The following is a 22,858-nucleotide window of genomic DNA, read 5'->3' as shown; positions in this document are numbered from 1 at the left end:
CGCATTTGATGGTCAGGAGGTTCATGTGAACAAGTCGATGCTGGTTGGTGCGGTACTGGGTGCTGTCGGTGTGACTGCCGGAGGTGCTTTGGCCACCTACAGCCTGGTTAAAAAAAGCGGTCCTGAGTTTGCTCAGGTTCTAGCTGTTGAGCCGGTCAAGACGCAAATCAAGACGCCACGTGAAGTATGCAAGGATGTAACAGTCACCCGGCAGGCGCCGGTGAAAGATCAACATCAGATCGCCGGTACGGTAGTTGGTGCATTGGCAGGCGGTCTGCTGGGTAACCAGATCGGCGGCGGCACCGGCAAGAAGATCGCCACGGTGGCGGGCGCTGTCGGTGGCGGTTACGCCGGCAACAAGGTTCAGGAGGGCATGCAAGAGCGTGACACCTACACCACGACCCAGACCCGTTGTAATACGGTGAATGACATCAGTGACAAGGTCGTAGGTTACGACGTGCGGTATTCCCTGGATGGCAAGGAAGGCAAGGTGCGCATGGATCGTGATCCGGGCAACCAGATTCCTGTGGATAAAGAAGGCAAGTTGATCTTGTCGCAGAATCAGCAGGGCCAATAAGCTCAGGTGTCAGATTTGAAAGGAAGCACCCTTCGGGGTGCTTTTTTTGTGCCCGCGATTCTTGGGTTGTCACGCATCCTTTGTAGGAGCGAGCTTGCTCGCGAAGAACTCAAAGACGCCGCGTTAATACTGAGCGCCCGCGTAATCGTTGGCGACCATCGCGAGCAAGCTCGCTCCTACAGGGGGGGGTGGTGTTTTTGAGGGCAAATTCCAGGCATAAAAAAAGCACCCCGAAAGGTGCTTTTCTGTCGCTGGACGCTTAGCGCTTCAGCGAGGCCGGCAGGTGCGGCTGGATCGCCGTCAGGACTGCCTTGAAGCATTTGGTGTTGCCGGCAACGACGTGGCCTTTTTCAAGGAAGTCGTGACCGCCGGTGAAGTCGCTCACCAGGCCGCCTGCTTCCTGAATCAGCAGGGCGCCTGCAGCCATGTCCCACTCGGACAGGCCCGACTCCCAGAACGCGTCGAAACGGCCGGCAGCCACGTAGGCCAGGTCCAGGCTCGCGGAACCAGCGCGGCGGATGCCGGCAGTCTGGCCTACCAGGGCGCGGAACATGCCCAGGTAGTTGTCGAGGTTGTCCATCTGGTCGTCACGGAACGGGAAGCCGGTGCCCAGCAGGGCGCCGTCCAGGCTGGTGCGGCCGCTGACGCGCAGGCGACGGCCGTTCAGTTGGGCGCCGCGACCACGGCTGGCGGTGAATTCTTCCTGGCGAACCGGGTCCAGAACAACGGCGTGTTCCAGGCGACCGCGGTATTTGCAGGCGATGCTGACGGCGAAGTGAGGAATGCCGCGCAGGAAGTTGGTGGTGCCGTCCAGTGGGTCGATGATCCACAGGTACTCTTCACCTTCGATGCCGGTGCCGGCGTGCAGGCCGGTTTCTTCACCCATGATCGAGTGATTCGGGTAAGCCTTGCGCAGTGCGTCGATGATTTTCTGTTCGGCGGCGCGGTCCACCTCGGATACGTAATCCTTGGCGTCTTTTTCGTCGACCTTGATGGTATCCAGGCGCTCGATGGAGCGGAAGATCAATTCACTGGCGCTGCGGGCGGCGCGCAGCGCGATATTCAGCATGGGCTGCATGGATGTGTCACCTAAGGTTGTTAAAGAAAGCCGGGCATTCTATCAGAAACTTTCTACAGGTGAAGGACGACGTTCGCTTTCATGGCTTAACGGTAGGTTCAGCTGTAAGATTCCGCTCCTTAATTCAGTGTTCGAGAGCGCCTCCCTTGCTGCAAAACATTCGTGTCGTGCTGGTCAATACCAGTCATCCGGGCAATATCGGCGGGACTGCGCGTGCCATGAAGAACATGGGGCTGTCGCGGCTGGTGCTGGTTGAGCCACGGCTGTTCCCGCATCACGAGGCCGACGCCCGTGCCTCCGGTGCCGGTGACATCCTTGAAAAAGCGCAAGTCGTCGCCACTTTGGAAGAGGCTCTGGTCGGCTGCAATCTGGTGCTGGGCACCAGCGCCCGTGATCGTCGTATTCCCTGGCCGCTGCTCGATCCTCGCGAATGCGGTGCGAAAGTGGTCGAGGAAGCCGCGCAAGGCGCCGAGATCGCGCTGGTGTTCGGTCGTGAAGATTCCGGCCTGACCAACGAAGAGTTGCAGCGATGTCATTATCACGTGCACATCCCATCAGACCCTGAGTTCAGCTCGCTGAACCTTGGGGCGGCGGTGCAGGTGTTGAGTTATGAAGTGCGCATGTCCTGGCTGGCTGCGCAAGGTCAGCCGACCAAGGTCGAGAAGGAAGAAGTGGCATCGGTCAAAAGCGCTGAGCTGGCGACCATGGATGAGCTGGAACGATTCTATGAACACCTGGAGCAAACCCTGGTGGCCATCGAGTTTCTCGATCCGGAAAAGCCACGGCACTTGATGGCGCGCCTGCGCCGCTTGTACGGACGCAGCTCGGTCAGCCGGGCGGAAATGAATATTTTGCGTGGCATCCTCACGGAAACCCAAAAAGCGGCCCGTGGCGAGCTTCTGAAACGGAAGGAATAATGATGTTCGAGCGTTTGCGTGAAGATATCCAGAGTGTTTTCCATCGTGATCCGGCAGCGCGTAACGCTTTTGAAGTCCTGACCTGCTACCCGGGCATGCACGCTATCTGGATCCATCGTCTGTCTTCGGTGTTGTGGCGTGCGGACCTGAAATGGCTGGCGCGGCTGGTGTCGAACTTCGGTCGCTGGTTGACCGGAATCGAGATTCACCCGGGTGCCAAGGTGGGGCGTCGTTTCTTCATTGACCATGGCATGGGCATCGTGATCGGTGAAACGGCTGAAATCGGCGATGACGTGACCATTTATCAGGGCGTGACTCTCGGCGGTACCAGCTGGAACAAGGGAAAGCGTCACCCGACGCTGGGTGATGGTGTTGTTGTCGGTGCCGGCGCCAAGGTGCTTGGCCCGTTCACTGTGGGGGCGGGCGCCAAGGTCGGCTCCAACGCCGTGGTGACTAAAGCGGTTCCGCCGGGCGCCACGGTGGTGGGTATTCCGGGGCGGATCATCGTCAAGTCCGACGAAGAGCAAGACGCCAAGCGCAAGGCGATGGCCGAGAAGATCGGTTTCGATGCCTATGGCGTGACTGAAGACATGCCGGATCCGGTGGCCCGCGCCATCAATCAATTGCTCGACCATCTGCAAGCCGTTGATGGGCGGTTGGAGGGTATGTGCGGGGCGCTGAAGGATCTGGGCAGCAATTACTGTGCGAAAGATCTGCCTGAGCTGCGTGAAGAAGACTTCGCCTGTGTAAAGGACAAGGATCAGAGTCAGGTCGGCTGATTCCGGTACAGGTCGCAGATAGGCAATGGCACAGCGCTGAGCGGTGTGCCATTAGGCCGCAGACCCTGATATGATGCGCGCGCTCTTTTGCGGGTAAACCTGACTAAAGTACTAGGTCTTATAGTTGACTTAAATACTCGGGAATTGCATACTCGCCCCATTCCGAACTCCGTGGTAATTGTCCATGCGACTGACTACAAAAGGCCGATACGCCGTGACCGCCATGCTTGACCTGGCGTTGCACGCGCAGCACGGGCCCGTGTCCCTGGCCGATATCTCCGAGCGCCAAGGCATCTCCCTGTCCTACCTCGAACAGCTTTTTGCCAAATTGCGCCGCAGCAATCTGGTTTCCAGCGTCCGTGGTCCTGGCGGCGGCTACCAGCTGTCGCGCGACATGCAAGGGATCCAGGTCGCCCAGGTGATCGATGCGGTGAACGAATCGGTCGATGCCACCAAATGCCAAGGGCAGGGTGATTGCCATTCGGGCGATACCTGTCTGACTCACCACTTGTGGTGCGACCTGAGCCTGCAGATTCACGAATTTCTGAGCGGTATCAGCTTGGCTGACCTTGTCACTCGCCGTGAAGTGCAAGAAGTAGCCCAGCGCCAGGATCAACGCCGTTGCAACAGCAAGGCGCCACGCCTGGACAAGATTGAAGCGTCCGCCGTCGAATGACAGCCAGAGAGCTAGCGGCACGCCAGCCAGCCTGATTTAGGAGATAGTCCATGAAATTGCCGATTTACCTTGATTACTCTGCGACTACCCCGGTTGATCCGCGTGTCGCGCAAAAAATGAGTGAATGCCTGCTGGTCGACGGAAACTTCGGTAACCCGGCGTCCCGTTCCCACGTGTTTGGCTGGAAAGCTGAAGAGTCCGTCGAAAACGCTCGTCGTCAGGTAGCCGACCTGGTCAACGCCGACCCGCGCGAAATCGTCTGGACCTCCGGTGCCACCGAATCCGACAACCTGGCAATCAAGGGTGCGGCGCATTTCTATGCCACCAAGGGCAAGCACCTGATCACTACCAAGATTGAGCACAAGGCTGTCCTCGACACCATGCGCCAACTGGAGCGTGAAGGTTTCGAAGTGACCTACATCGAGCCACGCACCGACGGTCTGGTTACTCCAGAGATGATCGAAGCCGAGCTGCGTGACGACACCATCCTGGTTTCGGTCATGCACGTGAACAACGAAATCGGCACCATCAACGACATCGCCGCCATCGGCGAGCTGACCCGTTCCAAGGGTATCCTTTTCCATGTCGACGCCGCTCAGTCCACCGGCAAGGTCGAGATCGACCTGCAGAAGCTGAAAGTCGACCTGATGTCGTTCTCCGCTCACAAAACCTACGGCCCTAAAGGCATCGGCGCACTGTACGTGAGCCGCAAGCCGCGTGTTCGCATCGAAGCGACCATGCACGGCGGCGGTCACGAGCGCGGCATGCGTTCCGGTACCCTGGCGACCCACCAGATCGTCGGCATGGGCGAAGCTTTCCGTGTGGCCAAGGAAGACATGGCTGCCGAGAACGTGCGCATCAAGGCCTTGAGCGACCGTTTCTACAAGCAGGTCGAGCATCTGGAAGAGCTGTACGTCAACGGCAGCCTGACCGCCCGCGTTCCGCACAACCTGAACCTGAGCTTCAACTACGTTGAAGGCGAGTCGCTGATCATGGCGCTCAAGGATCTGGCGGTTTCGTCCGGTTCGGCTTGCACCTCGGCATCCCTTGAGCCTTCGTACGTGCTGCGCGCCCTGGGCCGCAACGACGAACTGGCTCACAGCTCGATCCGTTTCACCTTCGGCCGTTTCACCACTGAAGAAGAAATCGATTACGCCGCGCAGAAAGTCTGCGAGGCCGTTACCAAGCTGCGCGCTCTGTCGCCGCTGTGGGACATGTACAAAGACGGTGTCGACATTTCGAAAATCGAGTGGGCGGCACACTAATTAAATCGCCGTTAGCAGACGCTGTAAAAACGTAGCGAGCGAAGGGAAGACAAGGAAAAAACAGGCGAGGACGCGGAGTTTACTGGTTGTAAATGAGCAGTCCGAGCCTGTTTTTGACGCAGGATTACCGAGCGCAATAGTTTTTACAGGGTCTGAAGAGCGACTCTCTGATGAGTGAGGATTGAATCATGGCTTACAGCGAAAAGGTCATCGACCACTACGAAAACCCGCGCAATGTCGGCAAGATGGACGCGGAAGATCCTGATGTCGGCACCGGCATGGTCGGCGCTCCGGCGTGCGGCGACGTGATGCGCCTGCAGATCAAGGTCAACGAAGCCGGCATCATCGAAGATGCCAAGTTCAAGACCTACGGTTGCGGTTCGGCGATCGCTTCCAGCTCCCTCGCCACCGAGTGGATGAAGGGCAAGACCCTGGACGAAGCGGAAACCATCAAGAACACTCAGCTGGCTGAAGAACTGGCCCTGCCGCCAGTGAAAATTCACTGCTCTGTGCTCGCTGAAGACGCCATCAAGGCGGCCGTCCGCGACTACAAGCAGAAGAAAGGCTTGATCTGACTTTCAAGATTTGGCGACGAGTAAGGAGTCACCGATGGCTATCAGCATGACAGAAGCGGCTGCTCGACACGTGCGACGCTCCCTCGACGGGCGCGGCAAAGGTGAGGGGATTCGTCTGGGTGTTCGCACTACAGGCTGTTCCGGCCTTGCCTACGTGCTGGAGTTTGTCGACGAGGTGGTGGCAGAGGATCAGGTGTTCGAAAGTCACGGCGAGAAAGTGATCATCGACCCGAAAAGCCTGGCCTACCTGGACGGCACCGAGCTCGATTTCGTCAAGGAAGGGTTGAACGAAGGCTTCAAGTTCAACAATCCCAACGTGCGCGGTGAATGTGGCTGCGGCGAAAGCTTCAACATCTGAGGCTGCTCGTGGGTACTCCTTGTCATTTCGCATTATTCGAGCTGCAACCGAGTTTCGATCTGGATCTCGACCAGCTGGCTTCGCGCTACCGTGAGTTGGCGCGCGGCGTTCATCCGGACCGCTTTGCCGACGCTTCCGAGCGTGAGCAGCGGCTGGCGCTAGAGCAATCCGCGAGCCTCAACGAGGCCTACCAGACGCTCAAGAGCCCACCCAAGCGCGCGCGATACTTGCTCGCCTTGAATGGTGGCGAGTTGCCGCTGGAGGTCACGGTGCATGATCCGGAGTTTCTTCTGCAGCAGATGGCGTTGCGTGAAGAGCTCGAAGACCTGCAGGACAGTGCAGACCTGAATGGCGTTGCCGCCTTCAAGCGCCGCCTGAAGGCTGCCCAGGATGAGCTGAACCAAAGCTTCGCAGCTTGCTGGAACGATGCTGCGCGACGTGAACAGGCCGAACGCCTGATGCGGCGCATGCAGTTCCTCGACAAGCTCACCTACGAAGTGCGCCAGTTAGAAGAGCGCCTCGACGATTAACCCAGTGCCGCTCCGGTCGCACGCCTGATATACAGATAAGTCCTGATTACGATGGCCCTACTGCAGATCGCCGAACCCGGCCAAAGTCCTCAACCGCACCAGCGTCGTCTGGCTGTGGGGATTGACTTGGGCACTACCAATTCGCTGGTCGCTGCATTGCGCAGTGGTCTTTCCGAGCCCCTGGCTGACGCAGAAGGACGGGTCATCCTGCCTTCCGCCGTGCGCTATCACGCCGATCGCGTCGAAGTTGGCGAGTCGGCCAAGCTGGCTGCCGCCACCGATCCTTTGAACACCGTGCTGTCGGTCAAGCGCTTGATGGGTCGTGGTCTGTCCGACGTCAAGCAATTGGGCGACCAACTGCCGTACCGCTTCGTCGGCGGCGAATCGCACATGCCGTTCATCGACACGATCCAGGGCCCGAAAAGCCCGGTCGAAGTTTCCGCCGATATCCTCAAGGTCCTGCGCCAGCGTGCCGAAGCGACACTGGGTGGCGAGCTGGTCGGTGCGGTGATTACCGTTCCTGCCTATTTCGACGATGCTCAGCGTCAGGCGACCAAGGATGCGGCCAAGCTGGCCGGTCTGAATGTGCTGCGTTTGCTTAACGAGCCGACGGCTGCGGCGGTTGCCTACGGTCTGGACCAGCATGCTGAAGGCCTGGTTGCTATTTATGACCTGGGCGGCGGCACCTTCGATATTTCGATTCTGCGCCTGACCGGCGGTGTGTTCGAAGTCCTGGCGACCGGCGGCGACAGTGCCCTGGGCGGCGATGACTTCGATCACGCGATCGCTGGCTGGATCATCGAGAGCGCCGGTTTGTCTGCCGATCTCGATCCTGGTGCGCAACGCAATTTGCTGCAAACCGCCTGTGCGGCCAAGGAAGCGCTGACCAATGCCTCGTCCGTTGAGGTCGCTTATGGTGACTGGAACGCCGAGCTGACTCGTGAAGCCTTTAATGCGCTGATCGAGCCAATGGTCGCCCGCAGCCTCAAAGCCTGCCGTCGTGCCGTTCGTGATTCCGGCGTCGAGCTGGAAGAAGTACACGCCGTGGTGATGGTTGGCGGTTCGACTCGCGTGCCGCGTGTTCGCGAAGCGGTCGCGGAGGCTTTCGGTCGTCAGCCGTTGACTGAAATCGATCCGGATCAAGTGGTGGCCATCGGTGCCGCGATCCAGGCCGATACCCTGGCCGGCAACAAGCGTGACGGCGATGAATTGCTGCTGCTCGACGTGATTCCGTTGTCCCTGGGGCTGGAAACCATGGGCGGCCTGATGGAGAAGGTGATTCCGCGCAACACCACGATTCCCGTCGCTCGCGCCCAGGACTTCACCACCTATAAAGACGGCCAGTCGGCCATGGCGATCCACGTGTTGCAGGGTGAGCGCGAGCTGATCAGTGACTGCCGCTCCCTGGCGCGCTTCGAATTGCGTGGTATCCCGGCAATGGTGGCCGGTGCCGCGAAAATTCGCGTGACGTTCCAGGTCGATGCCGACGGTCTGCTGAGTGTTTCCGCCCGCGAGCTGGGTTCGGGTGTCGAGGCCAGCATCCAGGTCAAGCCTTCATACGGGCTGACCGACGGCGAAATCGCCAAGATGCTCAAGGATTCGTTCCAGCATGCCAACGACGACAAGGTCGCCCGCGTCCTGCGTGAGCAGCAGGTCGACGCGCAGCGTCTGATCGAAGCGGTGCAGGCGGCTCTGGAGGCTGATGGCGACCGTCTGCTCGATGCCGAAGAGCGCATGGTCATCGATGCGCAGGTGCAGGAATTGACCGAACTGATGAAAGGTACCGATGGCTATGCCATCGAGCAGCAGACCAAGCGTCTGTCGCAAGTGACCGATGCCTTTGCTGCCCGCCGCCTGGACTCGACGGTGAAAGCCGCGCTGGCGGGGCGCAACCTGAATGAGATTGAGGAATAACGATGCCGCAGGTCATTTTTCTGCCACACGAAAAGTTTTGTCCGGAAGGCATGGTTGTGGAGGCTGAGCCTGGTATTTCCATCCTTGAACTGGCTCACGAACACCATATCGAGATGGAAAGCGCCTGCGGTGGCGTCTGCGCCTGCACCACTTGTCATTGCCTGATTCGTGAGGGCTTCGACTCGCTTGAAGAGGCCGATGAGCTGGAAGAGGACTACCTTGACAAGGCCTGGGGGCTGGAAGCTCAATCGCGTCTGGCCTGTCAGGCCCGAGTCGGGACTGAAGACCTGACCATCGAAATTCCGAAATACTCGCTCAACCATGCGGCCGAAGCGCCGCACTGATTCAAGGAAATGAAATGAGTCTGAAATGGGTTGATGTGCTGGAAATCGCGATCCAGCTGGCTGAATCCAAGCCGGAAGTGGATCCGCGTTACGTGAACTTCGTCGATCTGCACAAATGGGTGCTGGCATTGCCGGAGTTCAGTGATGATCCGACCCGCGGTGGCGAGAAGGTGCTTGAAGCCATTCAGGCCGCCTGGATCGAAGAAGCAGATTGAGTCTGCGCCGTACGCAGTTAGGCAATACCCAAGAACCCGCGTATAATTCGCGGGTTTAATTTTTCGCAAATTACCGTTTCTGGAGTTACACCATGGCTGTTCAACGTACTTTCTCCATCATCAAGCCTGACGCCGTTGCTAAAAACGTGATCGGCAAGATCGTTTCCCGTTTTGAAGAAGCCGGCCTGCGCGTTGTAGCTTCGAAAATGAAGCAACTGTCGAAAGCCGAAGCTGAAGGCTTCTACGCTGAGCACAGCGAGCGCGGTTTCTTCGGTGACCTGGTTGCTTTCATGACCTCCGGTCCAGTTGTTGTTCAGGTTCTGGAAGGTGAAAACGCTATCGCTCGCAACCGTGAGCTGATGGGCGCTACCAACCCTAAAGAAGCCGCTGCCGGCACCATCCGTGCTGACTTCGCTGAATCCATCGACGCCAACGCCGTACACGGTTCGGACTCCGAAGCCGCTGCTGCTCGCGAAATCGCATACTTCTTCGCAGCTACTGAAGTAACCACTCGCTAAGCATTGGCTTAAGAGTGAAGGTGAATCCATGACTACATCGACTGTTAAAACCAACCTGCTGGGTCTGACTCAACAGGAAATGGAAAAATTCTTCGACTCAATCGGGGAGAAGCGTTTCCGTGCCGGTCAGGTAATGAAATGGATTCACCATTTTGGCGTCGATGATTTCGACGCCATGACGAATGTCAGCAAGGCCTTGCGCGAGAAGCTCAAGGCTGTTGCTGAAGTTCGCGGTCCGGAAGTGGTCAGCGAGGACATCTCCAGCGACGGTACCCGTAAGTGGGTCGTGCGCGTGGCGTCCGGCAGCTGCGTCGAGACCGTGTACATTCCCCAGGGCAAGCGCGGCACCTTGTGCGTTTCGTCCCAGGCAGGCTGTGCCCTGGATTGCAGTTTCTGCTCCACCGGCAAGCAAGGCTTCAACAGCAACCTCACCGCCGCCGAAGTGATCGGTCAGGTGTGGATTGCCAACAAATCCTTTGGCAGCGTCCCGGCGACCGTCGACCGTGCCATCACCAACGTGGTGATGATGGGCATGGGTGAGCCGCTGCTGAACTTCGACAACGTCATTGCCGCCATGCATCTGATGATGGATGACCTGGGCTATGGCATTTCCAAGCGCCGCGTGACCCTGTCCACTTCGGGCGTGGTGCCGATGATCGATGAGCTGTCCAAGCACATCGACGTCTCCCTGGCGTTGTCCCTGCACGCACCGAATGACGCATTGCGTAACCAATTGGTGCCGATCAACAAGAAGTATCCGCTTAAGATGCTGCTCGAGTCGTGCCAGCGCTACATGTCGTCCCTGGGCGAAAAGCGCGTGCTGACCATCGAGTACACCTTGCTCAAGGACATTAACGACAAGGTTGAGCACGCGGTCGAGATGATCGAGTTGCTGAAAAACATTCCGTGCAAGATCAACCTGATCCCGTTCAACCCGTTCCCGCATTCCGGGTACGAGCGGCCGAGTAACAACGCCATTCGTCGGTTCCAGGATCAGCTTCATCACGCCGGTTTCAATGTCACTGTGCGCACCACCCGTGGTGAGGACATCGACGCGGCCTGTGGTCAATTGGTAGGGCAGGTGCTGGATCGCACCCGTCGCAGCGAACGTTATATCGCCGTGCGCGAGTTGAGCGCCGACAACGATATGGCGCAGAACGCCGCGAACAACAACTAAGAGAGGATCTCTATGTCCCTGCGCTTTGCGCTGCTTTTGCTGTTGGCCAGCCTGTGTGCTGGCTGTGTTCTTTCCGGCGATTACAACCCGATGAAGACCAGCAAGGGCCGCGACGAGGCGCGTGAGGCTTACGTGCAGCTCGGGATCGGGTATCTGCAGCAGGGCATGACTGAACGTGCGAAAGTGCCGTTGAAGAAAGCACTGGAGCTGGATGAGGCGGACCCCGATGCCAACGCGGCGCTGGGTCTGGTATTCCAGGCTGAAATGGAACCGGAACTGGCCGACCAGCATTTTCGCAAGGCGCTGTCCTCCCGTCCCGCCGATGCGCGAATCCTCAATAACTACGGCAGTTTTCTATTCGAGCAGAAGCGTTACAAGCAAGCCTACGAGCGCTTCGAGCAAGCCGCAGCCGATACCCTGTATCCTGAGCGTTCGCGAGTGTTCGAGAACCTTGGCATGACAGCTTCGATGCTCGGCCAGCGTGATTTGGCCCGGCAACAACTGGAGAAAGCCCTGCGCTTGAACCACCAGCAGCCTCGCGCATTGCTGGAAATGGCTGAGTTGTCTTACGAAGACAGGCATTATGTGCCCGCGCGTGACTATTACGATCGTTTTAGCCTGCTCGCCGAACAAAATGCACGTAGTCTATTGCTCGGCGTTCGACTGGCAAAAGTGTTTGAAGATCGCGACAAGGCCGCCAGTGCGGGCCTGCAATTAAAACGACTCTATCCCGGTACACCGGAATATCAGCAATACCTGTCGGAGCAATGATGAAAGCGGCGCATCCCGAAGTTGTAGCAGCGAATCGCGTTAACCCCGGTGAGACCCTGCGCCAGGCCCGCGAAAGCAATGGCTGGTCGCTGGCCGAAGTGGCCCTCAAGCTCAACCTCACCGTCAATTCCCTGAGTAATCTGGAAGCCGGCGCTTTCGACAAGCTGCCAGGGCATACCTTTGCCCGCGGTTATATTCGCGCCTATGCCAAATTGCTGGGCATGGATCAGGCCGTTCTGGTCCAGCAGTTCGACCAATCCACCGGCACTGACTCCAAGGGCAGTAACGTTCACAGCCTGGGGCGCATCGAAGAGCCGGTCCGTGTTTCCCACACCATCTTGCGAATTGTCAGTCTGCTGTTGCTGATCGCAGTGATTGGTGGCGGTTTTGTCTGGTGGCAGGATCAGACCTCGCTGCGCACCAAGGACTTGACCAGCTTGAGCCCTGAACACGTAGAAGTCGAAGGCGCTGACGGTACCACCCAGATTCATCCGCTGGACGAGCCGGAAGACCAGGCTGTCGCACAAGGCCAGACTGAAGGCGCAACCACTCTTGCATTGCCGCCAGCCGATACATCGGCGCCAGCACCGGCCGAAGCTCAAGCGGCTGCACCTGCACCTGCACCTGCGGCTGCGCCTGCAGCACCGGTCGCACCTGCGCCAACAGCCCCGGCGCACAGCGCTGCTCCGGTTGTGGCTGCTCCTGCGACGCCGGCACCGGCCGCTCCTGCTCCGGTCGTGACCGCGCCGGTTGCCCCGAGCACCCCTGCACCCGCAACGACGGCTCCAGTCGCCGGCCAGGGCCAGGTTCAACTGCAATTCACCGCCGATTGCTGGACGCAAGTGACCGATGGCACCGGCAAGGTGCTGTTGAGCGGCCTCAAGCGTAAAGGCGATAGCGTTTCCGTCAGCGGCAAGCCGCCGTTTGCCGTTCGCCTGGGCTTCGCCCGTGGCGCTCAGGTGAGCTACAACGGCCAGCCCGTTGATGTGGCTCCATTCACCAGTGGCGAGACCGCTCGCCTGAAGTTGGGTCAATAAGTCATGCACGGCGAATCTCCAATCAAACGTCGCGAATCACGCAAGATCTGGGTCGGTAACGTACCGGTTGGCGGTGATGCGCCAATCGCTGTGCAGAGCATGACCAACAGCGACACCAATGACGTCGCGGCCACCGTTGCACAGATCAATCGTCTGGAAGCAGCCGGTGTTGATATCGTGCGGGTGTCGGTGCCCGACATGGATGCCGCCGAGGCCTTCGGCAAAATCAAGCAACTGGTCAAGGTGCCGTTGGTTGCCGATATCCATTTCGACTACCGGATTGCATTGCGCGTCGCCGAGCTTGGCGTTGACTGCCTGCGGATCAACCCGGGTAATATCGGGCGCGAAGATCGCGTACGTGCCGTGGTCGATGCCGCCCGTGATCGCGGCATTCCGATTCGCATCGGCGTAAACGCCGGCTCCCTGGAAAAAGACCTGCAGAAAAAATACGGCGAGCCGACACCCGCGGCACTGGTTGAGTCGGCCTTGCGCCACGTCGAGCACCTCGAGCGCCTGAATTTTCAGGACTTCAAGGTCAGCGTCAAAGCCTCCGACGTGTTCATGGCCGTCGAAGCCTACCGCCTGCTGGCCAAGGAAATCGTCCAGCCGTTGCACCTGGGGATCACCGAAGCGGGTGGTTTGCGTTCCGGCACGGTGAAATCTGCCGTGGGCCTCGGTATGCTGCTCGCCGAGGGGATTGGCGATACTATTCGCATCTCGTTGGCGGCTGATCCGGTCGAGGAAGTGAAAGTCGGCTACGACATTCTCAAATCCCTGCATCTGCGTTCCCGTGGCATCAACTTCATCGCCTGCCCGAGCTGCTCGCGGCAGAACTTCGATGTGGTCAAAACCATGAACGAACTGGAAGGGCGCCTTGAAGACCTGCTGGTGCCGCTGGATGTCGCGGTCATCGGTTGCGTGGTCAACGGACCCGGTGAAGCCAAGGAAGCCCATATCGGCTTGACCGGCGGCACGCCAAACCTGATTTACATCGACGGCAAGCCGTCGCAGAAACTGACGAATGACAATCTCGTGGATGAGCTCGAACGCTTGATCCGCGAGAAAGCGGCCGAAAAGGTCGAAGCTGACGCTGCCGTTATCGCGCGCGGCTGAGCCCGACCAAAGAGCCGAACGGAATTTAAGGATTTAATGTGAGCAAGTCTCTGCAAGCCATTCGTGGCATGAACGACATCCTGCCCGAACAGACCCCTCTGTGGCGTCATTTCGAGGGCACCGTTTCGCGTCTGCTGGATAACTACGGCTACAAGCAGATCCGCATGCCGATCGTTGAGTTCACCGAGCTGTTCAAGCGCTCCATCGGTGAAGTGACCGACATCGTCGAAAAAGAGATGTACACCTTCGATGACCGTAACGGCGACTCCCTGACCCTGCGTCCGGAAGGCACGGCAGCCTGTGTGCGTGCCGTGCTCGAGCACGGCATCACCGGCGGTGGCCAGGTGCAGAAACTCTGGTACATCGGTCCGATGTTCCGCCACGAGCGTCCACAGAAGGGCCGTTATCGTCAGTTCCACCAGATCGGCGTCGAGGTGTTCAACCTTGATGGTCCGGACATCGATGCCGAGCTGATCGTGCTGACCTGGCGCCTGTGGGGCGAGCTGGGGATCCGCGATGCGGTCAAGCTCGAACTCAACAGCCTGGGCACCAGCGAATCACGTGGTCGTTATCGCGAGGCACTGGTCGAGTTCCTTTCCGCTCACCTGGACAAGCTGGACGAAGACAGCCAGCGCCGCCTCAAGACCAACCCGCTGCGGGTTCTGGATACCAAGAACGCCGACACTCAAGCGATCCTGGTCAACGCGCCGAAAATGGCTGATTACCTCGACGAAGAGTCCCGCGTGCACTTCGAGGGGCTGAAGGCTCGCCTGGACGCCGCTGGCATTCCTTATGTGATCAACCCGAAGCTGGTTCGCGGGCTGGATTACTACAGCAAGACTGTTTTCGAATGGGTCACCGACAAACTCGGCGCCCAGGGCACCGTGTGTGCGGGTGGTCGTTACGACGGCCTGGTCGAGCAGATGGGCGGCAAGCCTACGGCGGGCGTTGGCTTTGCAATGGGCATCGAACGCCTGGTGCTGTTGCTGGAAACCCTGGAGCAGATCCCGGAAGAGATCTCCCGTCAGGTCGACGTCTACCTCTGCGCCTTCGGTGAAGCCGCCGAGCTGGCTGCTCTGGCGTTGAGCGAACGCGTTCGTGATCAGCTACCCAACCTGCGCCTGCAAGTGAATGCCGGCGCCGGCAGCTTCAAAAGCCAGTTCAAGAAGGCCGACAAGAGCGGTGCGCTGTATGCACTGATCCTCGGTGACGACGAGATGGCCCAGCAAGTGGTAGGTTTCAAACCCCTGCGTGGCCAGGGCGAACAACAAAGCATTGCCTGGGATGCGCTTGCTGCACACCTGGCCACCTGCGTCGTGCAGGGTTGAAGCTGTCTAAACAGCCGATTTAGCGATTAAGGAGTATTGGGGTGTCGAGTACCGAAGACGAACAGCTGGCGGATTTGAAGGACTGGTGGTCACGTAACGGCAAGCCCCTGGTGACTGGCGGCCTGTTGGCGCTGGTCATCGTGTTCGGCTGGCAAGCCTTTCACAAGTATCAGAGCAACCAGTCGCAAGGCGCCTCGATGCTCTATCAGCAATTGCTGGAAACCACGCTGACGCCTGACGGCAAGCCTGATGCGGGCCGTGTTTCGGACCTGGCTGCCAAACTCAACAGTGAGTTCGGCGGTAGCGCCTATGCGCAATACGGCAACCTGTTCGTGGCGAAAGTCGCCGTCGACAGTGGCAAGCTGGATGACGCAGCCAGCGAGCTGAAAGGCATTGTAGCCAAGCCGGCCAATCCGGCACTGGGCGAAATCGCCCGTCAGCGCCTGGCTCAGGTGCTGGCCGCGCAGAACAAGGCCGATGAAGCCTTGAAACTGCTTGAAGGCGATGCGGACAAGGCATTCCTGGCCACTCGTGAAGAGCTCAAGGGCGACCTGCTGGTGCAGTTGGGTCGCACCGATGACGCGTATAAGGCCTATCAAAAGGCCAAGGCTGCACTGTCGGATGAAGCGGCGGTGGGTGGCCTACAAATGAAGCTGGACGACCTGGCCAAAGGGGATGCGTGACGTGATTCGTTGGAAACATGCAGCATTGCTGGCTCTGGCCCTGTTGGCCGCGGGTTGCAGCAGCAACAGCAAAAAAGAATTGCCACCGGCCGAGTTGACCGACTTCAAGGAAGAAGTGGTGCTGAAAAAGCAGTGGAGTCGTTCGATCGGTGACGGTCAGGGCGAAACCTACAACATGCTGGTTCCAGCGATCGACGGCGATACCATTTATGCTGCCGACGTGACTGGTGTGGTGATGGCACTGGATCGCAGCAACGGCGACGTCAAGTGGAAGAAAAAACTCGAACTGCCTGTTTCCGGCGCCGTTGGCGTGGGTTACGGTCTGCTGACATTGGGTACGCTCAAGGGTGAAATCGTTGCCCTGGACACCACCAACGGTGAAGTCAAGTGGCGTGCTCGCGTGTCCAGCGAAGTTCTGGCACCACCGGCCAACAACGGCGATGTGGTGGTGGTTCAGACCCAGGACGACCGTCTGATCGGTCTGGATGCCGCTACCGGCACTCAGCGCTGGTTGTATGACAGCACGCCAGCGGTTCTGACACTGCGCGGTACCAGTGCGCCGATCGTGACCAACCACCTCGCGGTGGCTGGCCTGTCGACCGGTAAAGTGGTCGCTCTCGACATTTCCAACGGCGTGCCGGTGTGGGAACAGCGTGTAGCAATCCCGCAAGGTCGTTCGGAGCTGGAGCGTGTGGTCGATATCGACGGCGGCCTGCTGTTGTCCGGCGAGACGATTTACGTCGCGAGCTACCAGGGGCGCGTTGCCGCGCTTGACCTGCAAAGCGGTCGCCAGCTGTGGCAGCGTGATGCTTCCAGCTATGCGGGTGTCGCGCAGGGCTTCGGGAGTCTCTACGTGAGTCTGTCTTCGGGCACTGTCGAAGGCGTCGACGAGCGTTCCACCACGGCCTTGTGGAGCAACGATTCGCTGGCTCGTCGTCAGCTGACGGCTCCTGAAGTGTTTTCCAGCTACGTTGCAGTGGGTGACCTGGAAGGTTATCTGCACCTGCTGAGTCAGGTTGATGGTCGATTCGTCGGCCGTGAGCGTATCGACAGCGACGGCCTGCGTGCCCGTCCGCTGGTGGTGGGTGACACGATTTATGTGTATGGCAACAGCGGCAAACTGGAAGCCCTGACCATCAAGTAAAGGTTTGACTATGCTTGGGGTTAACCCCCCAGGCTGCTTCACTTGCAGGAGCGAGTTCGCTCGCGATGGGCGCCAACGATTACGTTTGCGGTCTGAGTAAACGCGGTGTTTTTGCGTTTTTCGCGAGCAAGCTCGCTCCTGCAGTGATAGCCCCGAGCACCAGCCGCTGCCTCGCAGCGGCTTTTGTATTTTCTGAAATAACGAAGTGGAGAGCCGCATGGTTCCCGTAATCGCCCTGGTGGGCCGACCGAACGTCGGCAAGTCCACCTTGTTCAACCGCCTGACCAGGACTCGCGACGCCATTGTCGGCGACTTGTCCGGTCTGACCCGTGATCGCCAATACGGTGAGGCCAAGTGGCAAGGGCGTTCCTACATTCTGGTCGACACTGGCGGTATCTCCGGTGACGAGCATGGTATGGACGAAAAAATGGCCGAGCAATCGCTGCTGGCCATTGAAGAAGCGGATGTTGTGCTGTTCCTGGTAGATGCCAAGGCCGGTTTCACCGCCGCCGACCAGATGATCGCCGAGCATTTGCGCAAACGTAACAAGCGTTCCTACGTGGTCGCCAACAAGGTCGATAACATCGACCCTGATATGGCCCGCGCCGAATTCGCTCCGTTGGGCATGGGGCACGCGATTCCAATCGCCGGTGCTCATGGCCGTGGCATCACCCAGATGCTGGAAATCGCCCTGAGCGAATTCCCGAAAGACGAAGAAGAGCCGGAAGAAGGCGAGGAAGAGGAAGTTGCCGAGGGCGAAGAAGCCAAGCGCATTCCTGGCCCGAGCGAAAAAGACGGGATCAAGATCGCGATCATCGGCCGTCCGAACGTCGGCAAGTCGACCCTGGTCAACCGCATGCTCGGTGAAGACCGGGTTATCGTCTATGACCAACCCGGCACCACTCGCGACAGTATCTACATCCCGTTCGAGCGTAACGACGAGAAGTACACGCTGATTGACACCGCCGGTGTGCGCAAGCGCGGCAAGATCCACGAAGAAGTCGAAAAGTTCTCCGTGGTCAAAACCCTGCAAGCGATCAAAGACGCCAACGTGGTGATCTTCGTGATGGACGCCCGCGAAGGCGTGGTCGATCACGACCTCAACCTGCTGGGCTTCGCCATTGAGTCGGGTCGTGCGCTGGTCATCGCGATCAACAAGTGGGACGGCATGACCCCGAGCGAACGCGACTTCGTGAAGGTCGAGTTGCAGCGTCGCCTGTTCTTCGTTGACTACGCCGACATTCACTTCATCTCGGCGCTGCACGGCACTGGCGTTGGTAATCTCTATGCGTCGGTACAAAACTCGTTCAAGTCTGCGGTCACCCGCTGGCCAACCAACCGCCTGACCCAGATCCTGGAAGACGCGGTCGGTGAGCACGCGCCGCCAATGGTCAATAACCGTCGGATCAAGCTGCGTTATGCCCACCTGGGTGGCGCGAACCCGCCGATCATCGTGATCCACGGTAACCAGATCGAAAAGGTGCCGAAGTCCTATGTCCGTTACCTGGAAAACACTTACCGTCGTGTGCTGAAGTTGGTCGGTACGCCGATCCGCATCGAGTTCAAGGGCGGCGAGAACCCGTACGAAGGCAACAAGAACTCGCTCACCGACCGTCAGGTCAACAAGAAGCGTCGCTTGATGTCGCACCACAAGAAGGCCGACAAGAAGCGCCGCGACAAACGCTGATTCCAAGCCCTCGCACTCTCTTTTGTCGGGGGCTTGTTGTGGTGAGGCGGCTTGCCCCCGTTGGGTGGCGCAGCCAGACCGAAACCATCCACCGGGGTCTGTCAGACCCCGGTGCAGGTTTTACGACTGCTTCGCAGCCGAACGGGGCGGTGCGGCGGTCTGACAAACTCCCTCGCCACAGGTACAGCGGTGATCAATTGACGAAGGGCGCCCTGTATGGCGCCCTTTTTCGTGCCTGCCGTTTGGGCTATCCTCGGGCTCTCCCGCGCCGCCGTTAGAGCCGGGTGCAGAGCAGGGAATCACCGATGATCACCAGTAAGCTGCCGAATGTCGGCATCACTATCTTCACCCAGATGTCTCAGCTCGCCGCGCAGACCGGCGCGCTAAACCTGTCTCAGGGATTTCCCGATTTCGATGCCCCGCAAGCCCTGTGCGACGCGGTTGGCCGGCATATTGCCAATGGCCACAACCAGTATTCGCCGATGACCGGCCTGCCCGCTCTGCGTCAGCAGATTGCGGCGAAGATCGCCCGTAGCTATGGCGTCAACGTCGATGCCGACAACGAAGTGACCGTCACCCCGGGCGCGACCCAGGCGATTTTCTGCGCCATCCAGGCCGTTATCCACAACGGTGACGAAGTCATCGTGTTCGATCCGGCGTATGACAGTTACGAGCCTTCGGTTGAGTTGGCGGGTGGGCGTTGCGTGCACGTACCGTTGGGCCTGGACGATTTCAGCATCGACTTCGACAGGCTTGCCGCTGCGTTGAGTCCGCGTACGCGAATGATCATCCTCAATTCCCCGCACAACCCCAGCGGTGCCTTGATCAGTCGCGCCGAGCTGGATCAGTTGGCGGCGCTGATTCGCGATCGCGACATCTACATCGTCAGCGACGAGGTCTACGAACACCTGGTGTACGACGGCGTACCACACGTCAGCGTGCTGGCCCATGAAGAACTGTATCAGCGAGCCTTCGTGGTCAGCTCTTTCGGCAAGACTTATCACGTCACCGGCTGGAAAACCGGTTACGTCGTCGCGCCGCCGGCCCTGACGGCAGAGCTGCGCAAGGTGCATCAATACGTCAGTTTCTGCGGTGTTACGCCACTGCAATATGCCTTGGCCGATTACATGGCCGAGCATCCGGAACACGTCGAAGAACTGCCAGATTTCTATCAGGCCAAGCGTGATCTGTTCTGCGATTTGCTCGCGCCATCGCGTTTCAGTTTCAAACGGGTCACCGGCACTTATTTCCAGTTGGTCGATTACTCGCAAATCCGTCCGGACCTCAATGACGTCGAAATGGCCCTGTGGATGACTCGCGAACATGGCGTGGCAAGCATTCCGATCTCGGTGTTCTACCAGACGCCGCCCGAAGGCCAGCGCCTGGTGCGACTGTGCTTTGCCAAGCGTGAGGAGACCCTGCGTGAAGCAGCGGAAAAACTATGCGTGATCTGAGTGCGCTACCGAATCTGAACATCGCGCTGATCCAGACGTCCCTGGCCTGGCATGACCGCCAGGCAAACCTGGAGCATTTCGAGTCGCTGCTGGAACAGGCGCGCGGCGCAGACCTGATCATTCTGCCGGAGATGTTCACCACCGGTTTTTCCATGGAGTCCGAAACCCTCGCGGAACCGGAAAACGGCCCTACCAGCCAGTGGCTGCGGGCTCAAGCGGCGAAATTCGAGGCAGTGATCACCGGTAGCGTCATCATTCAGGCGGCCGATGGCAGTCATCGCAATCGCCTGTTATGGGCGCGGCCGGACGGCGAGCTGTGGCACTACGACAAGCGCCACCTGTTCCGCATGGCCGGCGAGCATCATCACTACACCCCGGGCGAGCGTCAGGTGCAGTTCGAACTCAAGGGCTGGCGCGTGAGGCCGTTGATCTGCTACGACCTGCGCTTCCCGGTGTGGAGTCGCGATGCCCAGGACACCGACCTGTTGCTGTATACCGCCAACTGGCCGGGCGCTCGACGCCAGCACTGGAACCGCTTGTTGCCGGCGCGGGCGATCGAAAACCTGTGTTACGTGGCGGCAGTGAACCGCATCGGGACGGACGGCAAAGGCTTTGCGTATACCGGTGACAGTCAGGTGCTGGATTTCCAGGGCGAGACGTTGCTCAGTGCCGGTGAGGCGGACGGAGTATTCAAGGTGCTGCTCAATGCGGCGGAACTGGCGGCGTATCGCACGCGGTTTCCGGCGAATCTGGATGCGGATACTTTCGAATTCACCTGAGATTTTTGCTTGTCTGAGAAACCGCCTTCGCGAGCAGGCTCGCTCCCACAATGTCCGCGTTCACACCGATCCAAGGTGGGAGCGAGCCTGCTCGCGAAGGGGCCATAACAGCCAACACATAAACCATCCGGTAAACAAAAAGGCCCCGAGGTTCGCACCCCGGGGCCTTTTTGCGTGACAGCGAAGGCTTACGCGGCTTTCGCTTCCGGCTGGCTCAGGGAGCGGTTCAGCGCGCTGAACAGAGCCTTGAAGCTGGCGGTGGTGATGTTTTCGTCGATGCCGACGCCATGCACCGCGCGCTCACCATTGACTCGCAGTTCAATGTAGGCGGCAGCCTTGGCGTTGGTGCCTGCGCCGATGGCGTGCTCGTTGTAGTCCATGATTTCCACCGGCACTGGCAAACCGGCCACCAGCGCTTCCAGGGCGCCATTGCCCTTGCCGCGCCAATGCAGGTTGGTTTCGCCCTGGCCTTGGCTGGCGACTTCCACTTCGACGGCGCTGTGGCCGTTTTCTTCCTGCAGACGATGGCTGACCAGCGCGTACGGGGTGTTGGCCTGCAAGTACTCGCTGTGCAGCAGGGCGTGGATTTGCTGGGCAGTCATTTCCAGGCCCAGGCGATCGGTCTCACGCTGCACGACCTGGCTGAACTCGATCTGCATGCGACGCGGCAGGCTGATGCCGTATTCCTGTTCCAGCAAGTAGGCGATACCGCCCTTGCCCGACTGGCTGTTGACGCGGATGACCGCTTCGTAGCTGCGGCCGATGTCGGCCGGGTCGATCGGCAAGTACGGTACTTCCCACAGCGCGTCCGGTTTCTGCTGGGCGAAGCCCTTGCGGATGGCATCCTGGTGGGAGCCGGAGAACGCGGTGTGCACCAGGTCGCCGACGTACGGGTGACGTGGGTGAACCTGGATCTGGTTGCACTCTTCGACGACTTTGCGCACGCCGTCGATGTCGGAGAAGTCCAGTTGAGGGTCGAGGCCCTGGGTGTACATGTTCAGCGCGACGGTCACCAGGTCAACGTTACCGGTACGCTCGCCGTTGCCGAACAGGCAGCCTTCGACGCGGTCGGCGCCGGCCATCAGGCCCAGTTCAGTGGCCGCAACGCCAGTGCCACGGTCGTTGTGGGTGTGCAGGCTGATGATCACGCTGTCACGACGGTTGATGTGACGGCCGAACCATTCGATCTGGTCGGCATAGATGTTCGGGGTTGCGCATTCGACGGTGGCCGGCAGGTTAAGAATCATCTTGTGCTCGGGCGTCGGGTTCCAGACCTCGATCACCGCGTCGCAGACTTCCTTGGCGAACTCCAGTTCGGTGGCACTGAAAGTTTCTGGCGAGTACTCGAAGGTCCACTCGGTGTCCGGCTGCATGGCTGCGTATTTGACGAACAGTTTGGCGGCGTTCACGGCGATGGCCTTGACTCCCTCCTTGTCCTGATTGAAGACAATCCGGCGGAAGGAAGGGGAGGTCGCGTTGTACAGGTGAACGATGGCTTTCTTTGCCCCGCGCAGGGATTCGAAGGTACGTTCGATCAGGTCTTCACGGCCCTGGGTCAGCACCTGGATGGTGGTGTCGTCCGGGATGTGATTGCCTTCGATCAGGGTGCGCACGAAGTCGAAGTCGGTTTGCGAAGCGGCCGGGAACGAGGCTTCGATTTCTTTCACGCCTACCTGCACCAGGGTTTTCCAGAAGCGCAGCTTCTTGACGGCGTCCATCGGCTCGATCAGCGACTGGTTGCCGTCACGCAGGTCGGAACTGCACCAGATCGGCGCGGCCGTGATGGTTTTCGACGGCCAGGTGCGGTCCGGGATGTCGATGGTCGGGAACGCGCGGTATTTCGAAGACGGGTCTTTGAGCATGCTCATCGGGAAATCCTTATTGTGTGGGCCGAAAAAAGGCGGCCTGCCGGTGGATCAAATGTTCTGGGGGTAACGCG

Annotated in this window: 24 protein-coding genes; 22 read left to right on the top strand and 2 right to left on the bottom strand. The window is 59.3% G+C overall.

The annotated features are described in order from the left end of the window. Positions 1–25: 25 nt before the first annotated feature. On the top strand, positions 26–577 hold the full coding sequence (locus ACVWYU_RS23415) for a glycine zipper 2TM domain-containing protein (RefSeq protein WP_090316491.1): 552 nt from the start codon (positions 26–28) through the stop codon (positions 575–577). Positions 578–836: 259 nt separating this feature from the next. Here the strand turns inward: ACVWYU_RS23415 and suhB are convergent, their stop codons facing one another. After that, entirely contained in the window at positions 837–1,655 is an 819-nt protein-coding gene (gene suhB, locus ACVWYU_RS23410; protein ID WP_007941397.1) for a type III secretion system regulator SuhB, read from the bottom strand. A 146-nt stretch (positions 1,656–1,801) separates the two neighbouring features. On the opposite strand from suhB, the gene trmJ reads away from it, so the two are divergent. The 21 genes from trmJ to ACVWYU_RS23305 all read left to right on the top strand — a co-directional run bounded on the left by trmJ (position 1,802) and on the right by ACVWYU_RS23305 (position 20,919). Then, positions 1,802–2,572, top strand: coding sequence for a tRNA (cytosine(32)/uridine(32)-2'-O)-methyltransferase TrmJ (gene trmJ, locus ACVWYU_RS23405; protein WP_090316497.1), 771 nt, complete (start codon positions 1,802–1,804; stop codon positions 2,570–2,572). 2 nt (positions 2,573–2,574) lie between these two features. Continuing rightward, entirely contained in the window at positions 2,575–3,351 is a 777-nt protein-coding gene (gene cysE / locus ACVWYU_RS23400; protein ID WP_090316500.1) for a serine O-acetyltransferase, read from the top strand. A gap of 184 nt (positions 3,352–3,535) precedes the next feature. Further along, positions 3,536–4,027: a Fe-S cluster assembly transcriptional regulator IscR gene (gene iscR, locus ACVWYU_RS23395; RefSeq protein ID WP_003227911.1), complete on the top strand. Its 492-nt coding sequence runs from the start codon at positions 3,536–3,538 to the stop codon at positions 4,025–4,027. A 50-nt stretch (positions 4,028–4,077) separates the two neighbouring features. After that, complete coding sequence (locus ACVWYU_RS23390) at positions 4,078–5,292, top strand: IscS subfamily cysteine desulfurase (protein ID WP_090316503.1); 1,215 nt, start codon at positions 4,078–4,080, stop codon at positions 5,290–5,292. A 188-nt stretch (positions 5,293–5,480) separates the two neighbouring features. Then, positions 5,481–5,867, top strand: coding sequence for a Fe-S cluster assembly scaffold IscU (iscU, locus tag ACVWYU_RS23385; protein ID WP_028620148.1), 387 nt, complete (start codon positions 5,481–5,483; stop codon positions 5,865–5,867). A 34-nt stretch (positions 5,868–5,901) separates the two neighbouring features. Further along, a complete protein-coding gene (iscA, locus tag ACVWYU_RS23380; RefSeq protein ID WP_003227904.1) occupies positions 5,902–6,225 on the top strand; it encodes an iron-sulfur cluster assembly protein IscA in 324 nt (107 codons plus the stop codon). An 8-nt stretch (positions 6,226–6,233) separates the two neighbouring features. Then, positions 6,234–6,755 carry a co-chaperone HscB gene (gene hscB / locus ACVWYU_RS23375; RefSeq protein WP_090316506.1) on the top strand — a complete coding sequence of 174 codons (522 nt, stop codon included), beginning with the start codon at positions 6,234–6,236 and terminating at the stop codon, positions 6,753–6,755. 51 nt (positions 6,756–6,806) lie between these two features. Further along, the gene (hscA, locus tag ACVWYU_RS23370; protein ID WP_247255928.1) at positions 6,807–8,669 is read left to right on the top strand and encodes a Fe-S protein assembly chaperone HscA; all 1,863 of its coding nucleotides are present in this window, start codon (positions 6,807–6,809) and stop codon (positions 8,667–8,669) included. A gap of 2 nt (positions 8,670–8,671) precedes the next feature. Beyond that, the gene (gene fdx, locus ACVWYU_RS23365) at positions 8,672–9,013 is read left to right on the top strand and encodes an ISC system 2Fe-2S type ferredoxin (protein ID WP_090316512.1); all 342 of its coding nucleotides are present in this window, start codon (positions 8,672–8,674) and stop codon (positions 9,011–9,013) included. Positions 9,014–9,027: 14 nt separating this feature from the next. After that, entirely contained in the window at positions 9,028–9,228 is a 201-nt protein-coding gene (gene iscX / locus ACVWYU_RS23360) for a Fe-S cluster assembly protein IscX (protein ID WP_017340315.1), read from the top strand. Positions 9,229–9,320: 92 nt separating this feature from the next. Further along, positions 9,321–9,746, top strand: a complete 426-nt coding sequence (gene ndk / locus ACVWYU_RS23355) for a nucleoside-diphosphate kinase (protein WP_047538089.1) — start codon at positions 9,321–9,323, stop codon at positions 9,744–9,746. Between the two features lie 28 nt (positions 9,747–9,774). Beyond that, positions 9,775–10,923: a 23S rRNA (adenine(2503)-C(2))-methyltransferase RlmN gene (gene rlmN / locus ACVWYU_RS23350; RefSeq protein WP_247255927.1), complete on the top strand. Its 1,149-nt coding sequence runs from the start codon at positions 9,775–9,777 to the stop codon at positions 10,921–10,923. Positions 10,924–10,935: 12 nt separating this feature from the next. After that, positions 10,936–11,694: a type IV pilus biogenesis/stability protein PilW gene (pilW, locus tag ACVWYU_RS23345; RefSeq protein WP_390958886.1), complete on the top strand. Its 759-nt coding sequence runs from the start codon at positions 10,936–10,938 to the stop codon at positions 11,692–11,694. After that, positions 11,694–12,731, top strand: a complete 1,038-nt coding sequence (locus tag ACVWYU_RS23340) for a RodZ domain-containing protein (protein ID WP_457373769.1) — start codon at positions 11,694–11,696, stop codon at positions 12,729–12,731. Before pilW ends, ACVWYU_RS23340 begins: the two co-directional genes overlap by 1 nt. A gap of 3 nt (positions 12,732–12,734) precedes the next feature. After that, positions 12,735–13,844, top strand: coding sequence for a flavodoxin-dependent (E)-4-hydroxy-3-methylbut-2-enyl-diphosphate synthase (gene ispG, locus ACVWYU_RS23335; protein ID WP_020795607.1), 1,110 nt, complete (start codon positions 12,735–12,737; stop codon positions 13,842–13,844). A gap of 38 nt (positions 13,845–13,882) precedes the next feature. Further along, positions 13,883–15,172 carry a histidine--tRNA ligase gene (gene hisS, locus ACVWYU_RS23330; RefSeq protein WP_090316521.1) on the top strand — a complete coding sequence of 430 codons (1,290 nt, stop codon included), beginning with the start codon at positions 13,883–13,885 and terminating at the stop codon, positions 15,170–15,172. A 41-nt stretch (positions 15,173–15,213) separates the two neighbouring features. Further along, complete coding sequence (locus tag ACVWYU_RS23325; RefSeq protein WP_247255925.1) at positions 15,214–15,855, top strand: tetratricopeptide repeat protein; 642 nt, start codon at positions 15,214–15,216, stop codon at positions 15,853–15,855. Continuing rightward, the gene (bamB, locus tag ACVWYU_RS23320) at positions 15,848–16,999 is read left to right on the top strand and encodes an outer membrane protein assembly factor BamB (protein ID WP_390958891.1); all 1,152 of its coding nucleotides are present in this window, start codon (positions 15,848–15,850) and stop codon (positions 16,997–16,999) included. The genes ACVWYU_RS23325 and bamB overlap by 8 nt, the downstream gene beginning before the upstream one ends. A 217-nt stretch (positions 17,000–17,216) precedes the next feature. Beyond that, complete coding sequence (gene der / locus ACVWYU_RS23315) at positions 17,217–18,686, top strand: ribosome biogenesis GTPase Der (RefSeq protein ID WP_090316528.1); 1,470 nt, start codon at positions 17,217–17,219, stop codon at positions 18,684–18,686. 305 nt (positions 18,687–18,991) lie between these two features. Continuing rightward, positions 18,992–20,140: a pyridoxal phosphate-dependent aminotransferase gene (locus tag ACVWYU_RS23310; RefSeq protein WP_457373768.1), complete on the top strand. Its 1,149-nt coding sequence runs from the start codon at positions 18,992–18,994 to the stop codon at positions 20,138–20,140. Next, the gene (locus tag ACVWYU_RS23305) at positions 20,128–20,919 is read left to right on the top strand and encodes an amidohydrolase (RefSeq protein ID WP_248914419.1); all 792 of its coding nucleotides are present in this window, start codon (positions 20,128–20,130) and stop codon (positions 20,917–20,919) included. The genes ACVWYU_RS23310 and ACVWYU_RS23305 overlap by 13 nt, the downstream gene beginning before the upstream one ends. Before the next feature lie 188 nt (positions 20,920–21,107). On the opposite strand, the gene leuA is transcribed toward ACVWYU_RS23305, so the two are convergent. Next, complete coding sequence (gene leuA / locus ACVWYU_RS23300; RefSeq protein ID WP_247255921.1) at positions 21,108–22,787, bottom strand: 2-isopropylmalate synthase; 1,680 nt, start codon at positions 22,785–22,787, stop codon at positions 21,108–21,110. Positions 22,788–22,858 lie beyond the last annotated feature (71 nt).

It is taken from the genome of Pseudomonas sp. TE12234 (assembly GCF_054061835.1).
The sequence above is the reverse complement of the archived record's forward strand: the minus strand, read 5'-3'. Positions and strand labels throughout refer to the sequence as shown.

Excerpts from the sequence above, each read along its gene's own strand:
- suhB (WP_007941397.1), bottom strand. The coding sequence starts at position 1,655 with ATGCAGCCCATGCTGAATATCGCGCTGCGCGCCGCCCGCAGCGCCAGT.
- cysE (WP_090316500.1), top strand. The coding sequence starts at position 2,575 with ATGTTCGAGCGTTTGCGTGAAGATATCCAGAGTGTTTTCCATCGTGAT.
- iscR (WP_003227911.1), top strand. The coding sequence starts at position 3,536 with ATGCGACTGACTACAAAAGGCCGATACGCCGTGACCGCCATGCTTGAC.
- ACVWYU_RS23390 (WP_090316503.1), top strand. The coding sequence starts at position 4,078 with ATGAAATTGCCGATTTACCTTGATTACTCTGCGACTACCCCGGTTGAT.
- iscU (WP_028620148.1), top strand. The coding sequence starts at position 5,481 with ATGGCTTACAGCGAAAAGGTCATCGACCACTACGAAAACCCGCGCAAT.
- iscA (WP_003227904.1), top strand. The coding sequence starts at position 5,902 with ATGGCTATCAGCATGACAGAAGCGGCTGCTCGACACGTGCGACGCTCC.
- hscA (WP_247255928.1), top strand. The coding sequence starts at position 6,807 with ATGGCCCTACTGCAGATCGCCGAACCCGGCCAAAGTCCTCAACCGCAC.
- fdx (WP_090316512.1), top strand. The coding sequence starts at position 8,672 with ATGCCGCAGGTCATTTTTCTGCCACACGAAAAGTTTTGTCCGGAAGGC.
- iscX (WP_017340315.1), top strand. The coding sequence starts at position 9,028 with ATGAGTCTGAAATGGGTTGATGTGCTGGAAATCGCGATCCAGCTGGCT.
- ndk (WP_047538089.1), top strand. The coding sequence starts at position 9,321 with ATGGCTGTTCAACGTACTTTCTCCATCATCAAGCCTGACGCCGTTGCT.
- rlmN (WP_247255927.1), top strand. The coding sequence starts at position 9,775 with ATGACTACATCGACTGTTAAAACCAACCTGCTGGGTCTGACTCAACAG.
- pilW (WP_390958886.1), top strand. The coding sequence starts at position 10,936 with ATGTCCCTGCGCTTTGCGCTGCTTTTGCTGTTGGCCAGCCTGTGTGCT.
- ACVWYU_RS23340 (WP_457373769.1), top strand. The coding sequence starts at position 11,694 with ATGAAAGCGGCGCATCCCGAAGTTGTAGCAGCGAATCGCGTTAACCCC.
- ispG (WP_020795607.1), top strand. The coding sequence starts at position 12,735 with ATGCACGGCGAATCTCCAATCAAACGTCGCGAATCACGCAAGATCTGG.
- bamB (WP_390958891.1), top strand. The coding sequence starts at position 15,848 with ATGCGTGACGTGATTCGTTGGAAACATGCAGCATTGCTGGCTCTGGCC.
- der (WP_090316528.1), top strand. The coding sequence starts at position 17,217 with ATGGTTCCCGTAATCGCCCTGGTGGGCCGACCGAACGTCGGCAAGTCC.
- ACVWYU_RS23310 (WP_457373768.1), top strand. The coding sequence starts at position 18,992 with ATGATCACCAGTAAGCTGCCGAATGTCGGCATCACTATCTTCACCCAG.
- ACVWYU_RS23305 (WP_248914419.1), top strand. The coding sequence starts at position 20,128 with ATGCGTGATCTGAGTGCGCTACCGAATCTGAACATCGCGCTGATCCAG.
- leuA (WP_247255921.1), bottom strand. The coding sequence starts at position 22,787 with ATGAGCATGCTCAAAGACCCGTCTTCGAAATACCGCGCGTTCCCGACC.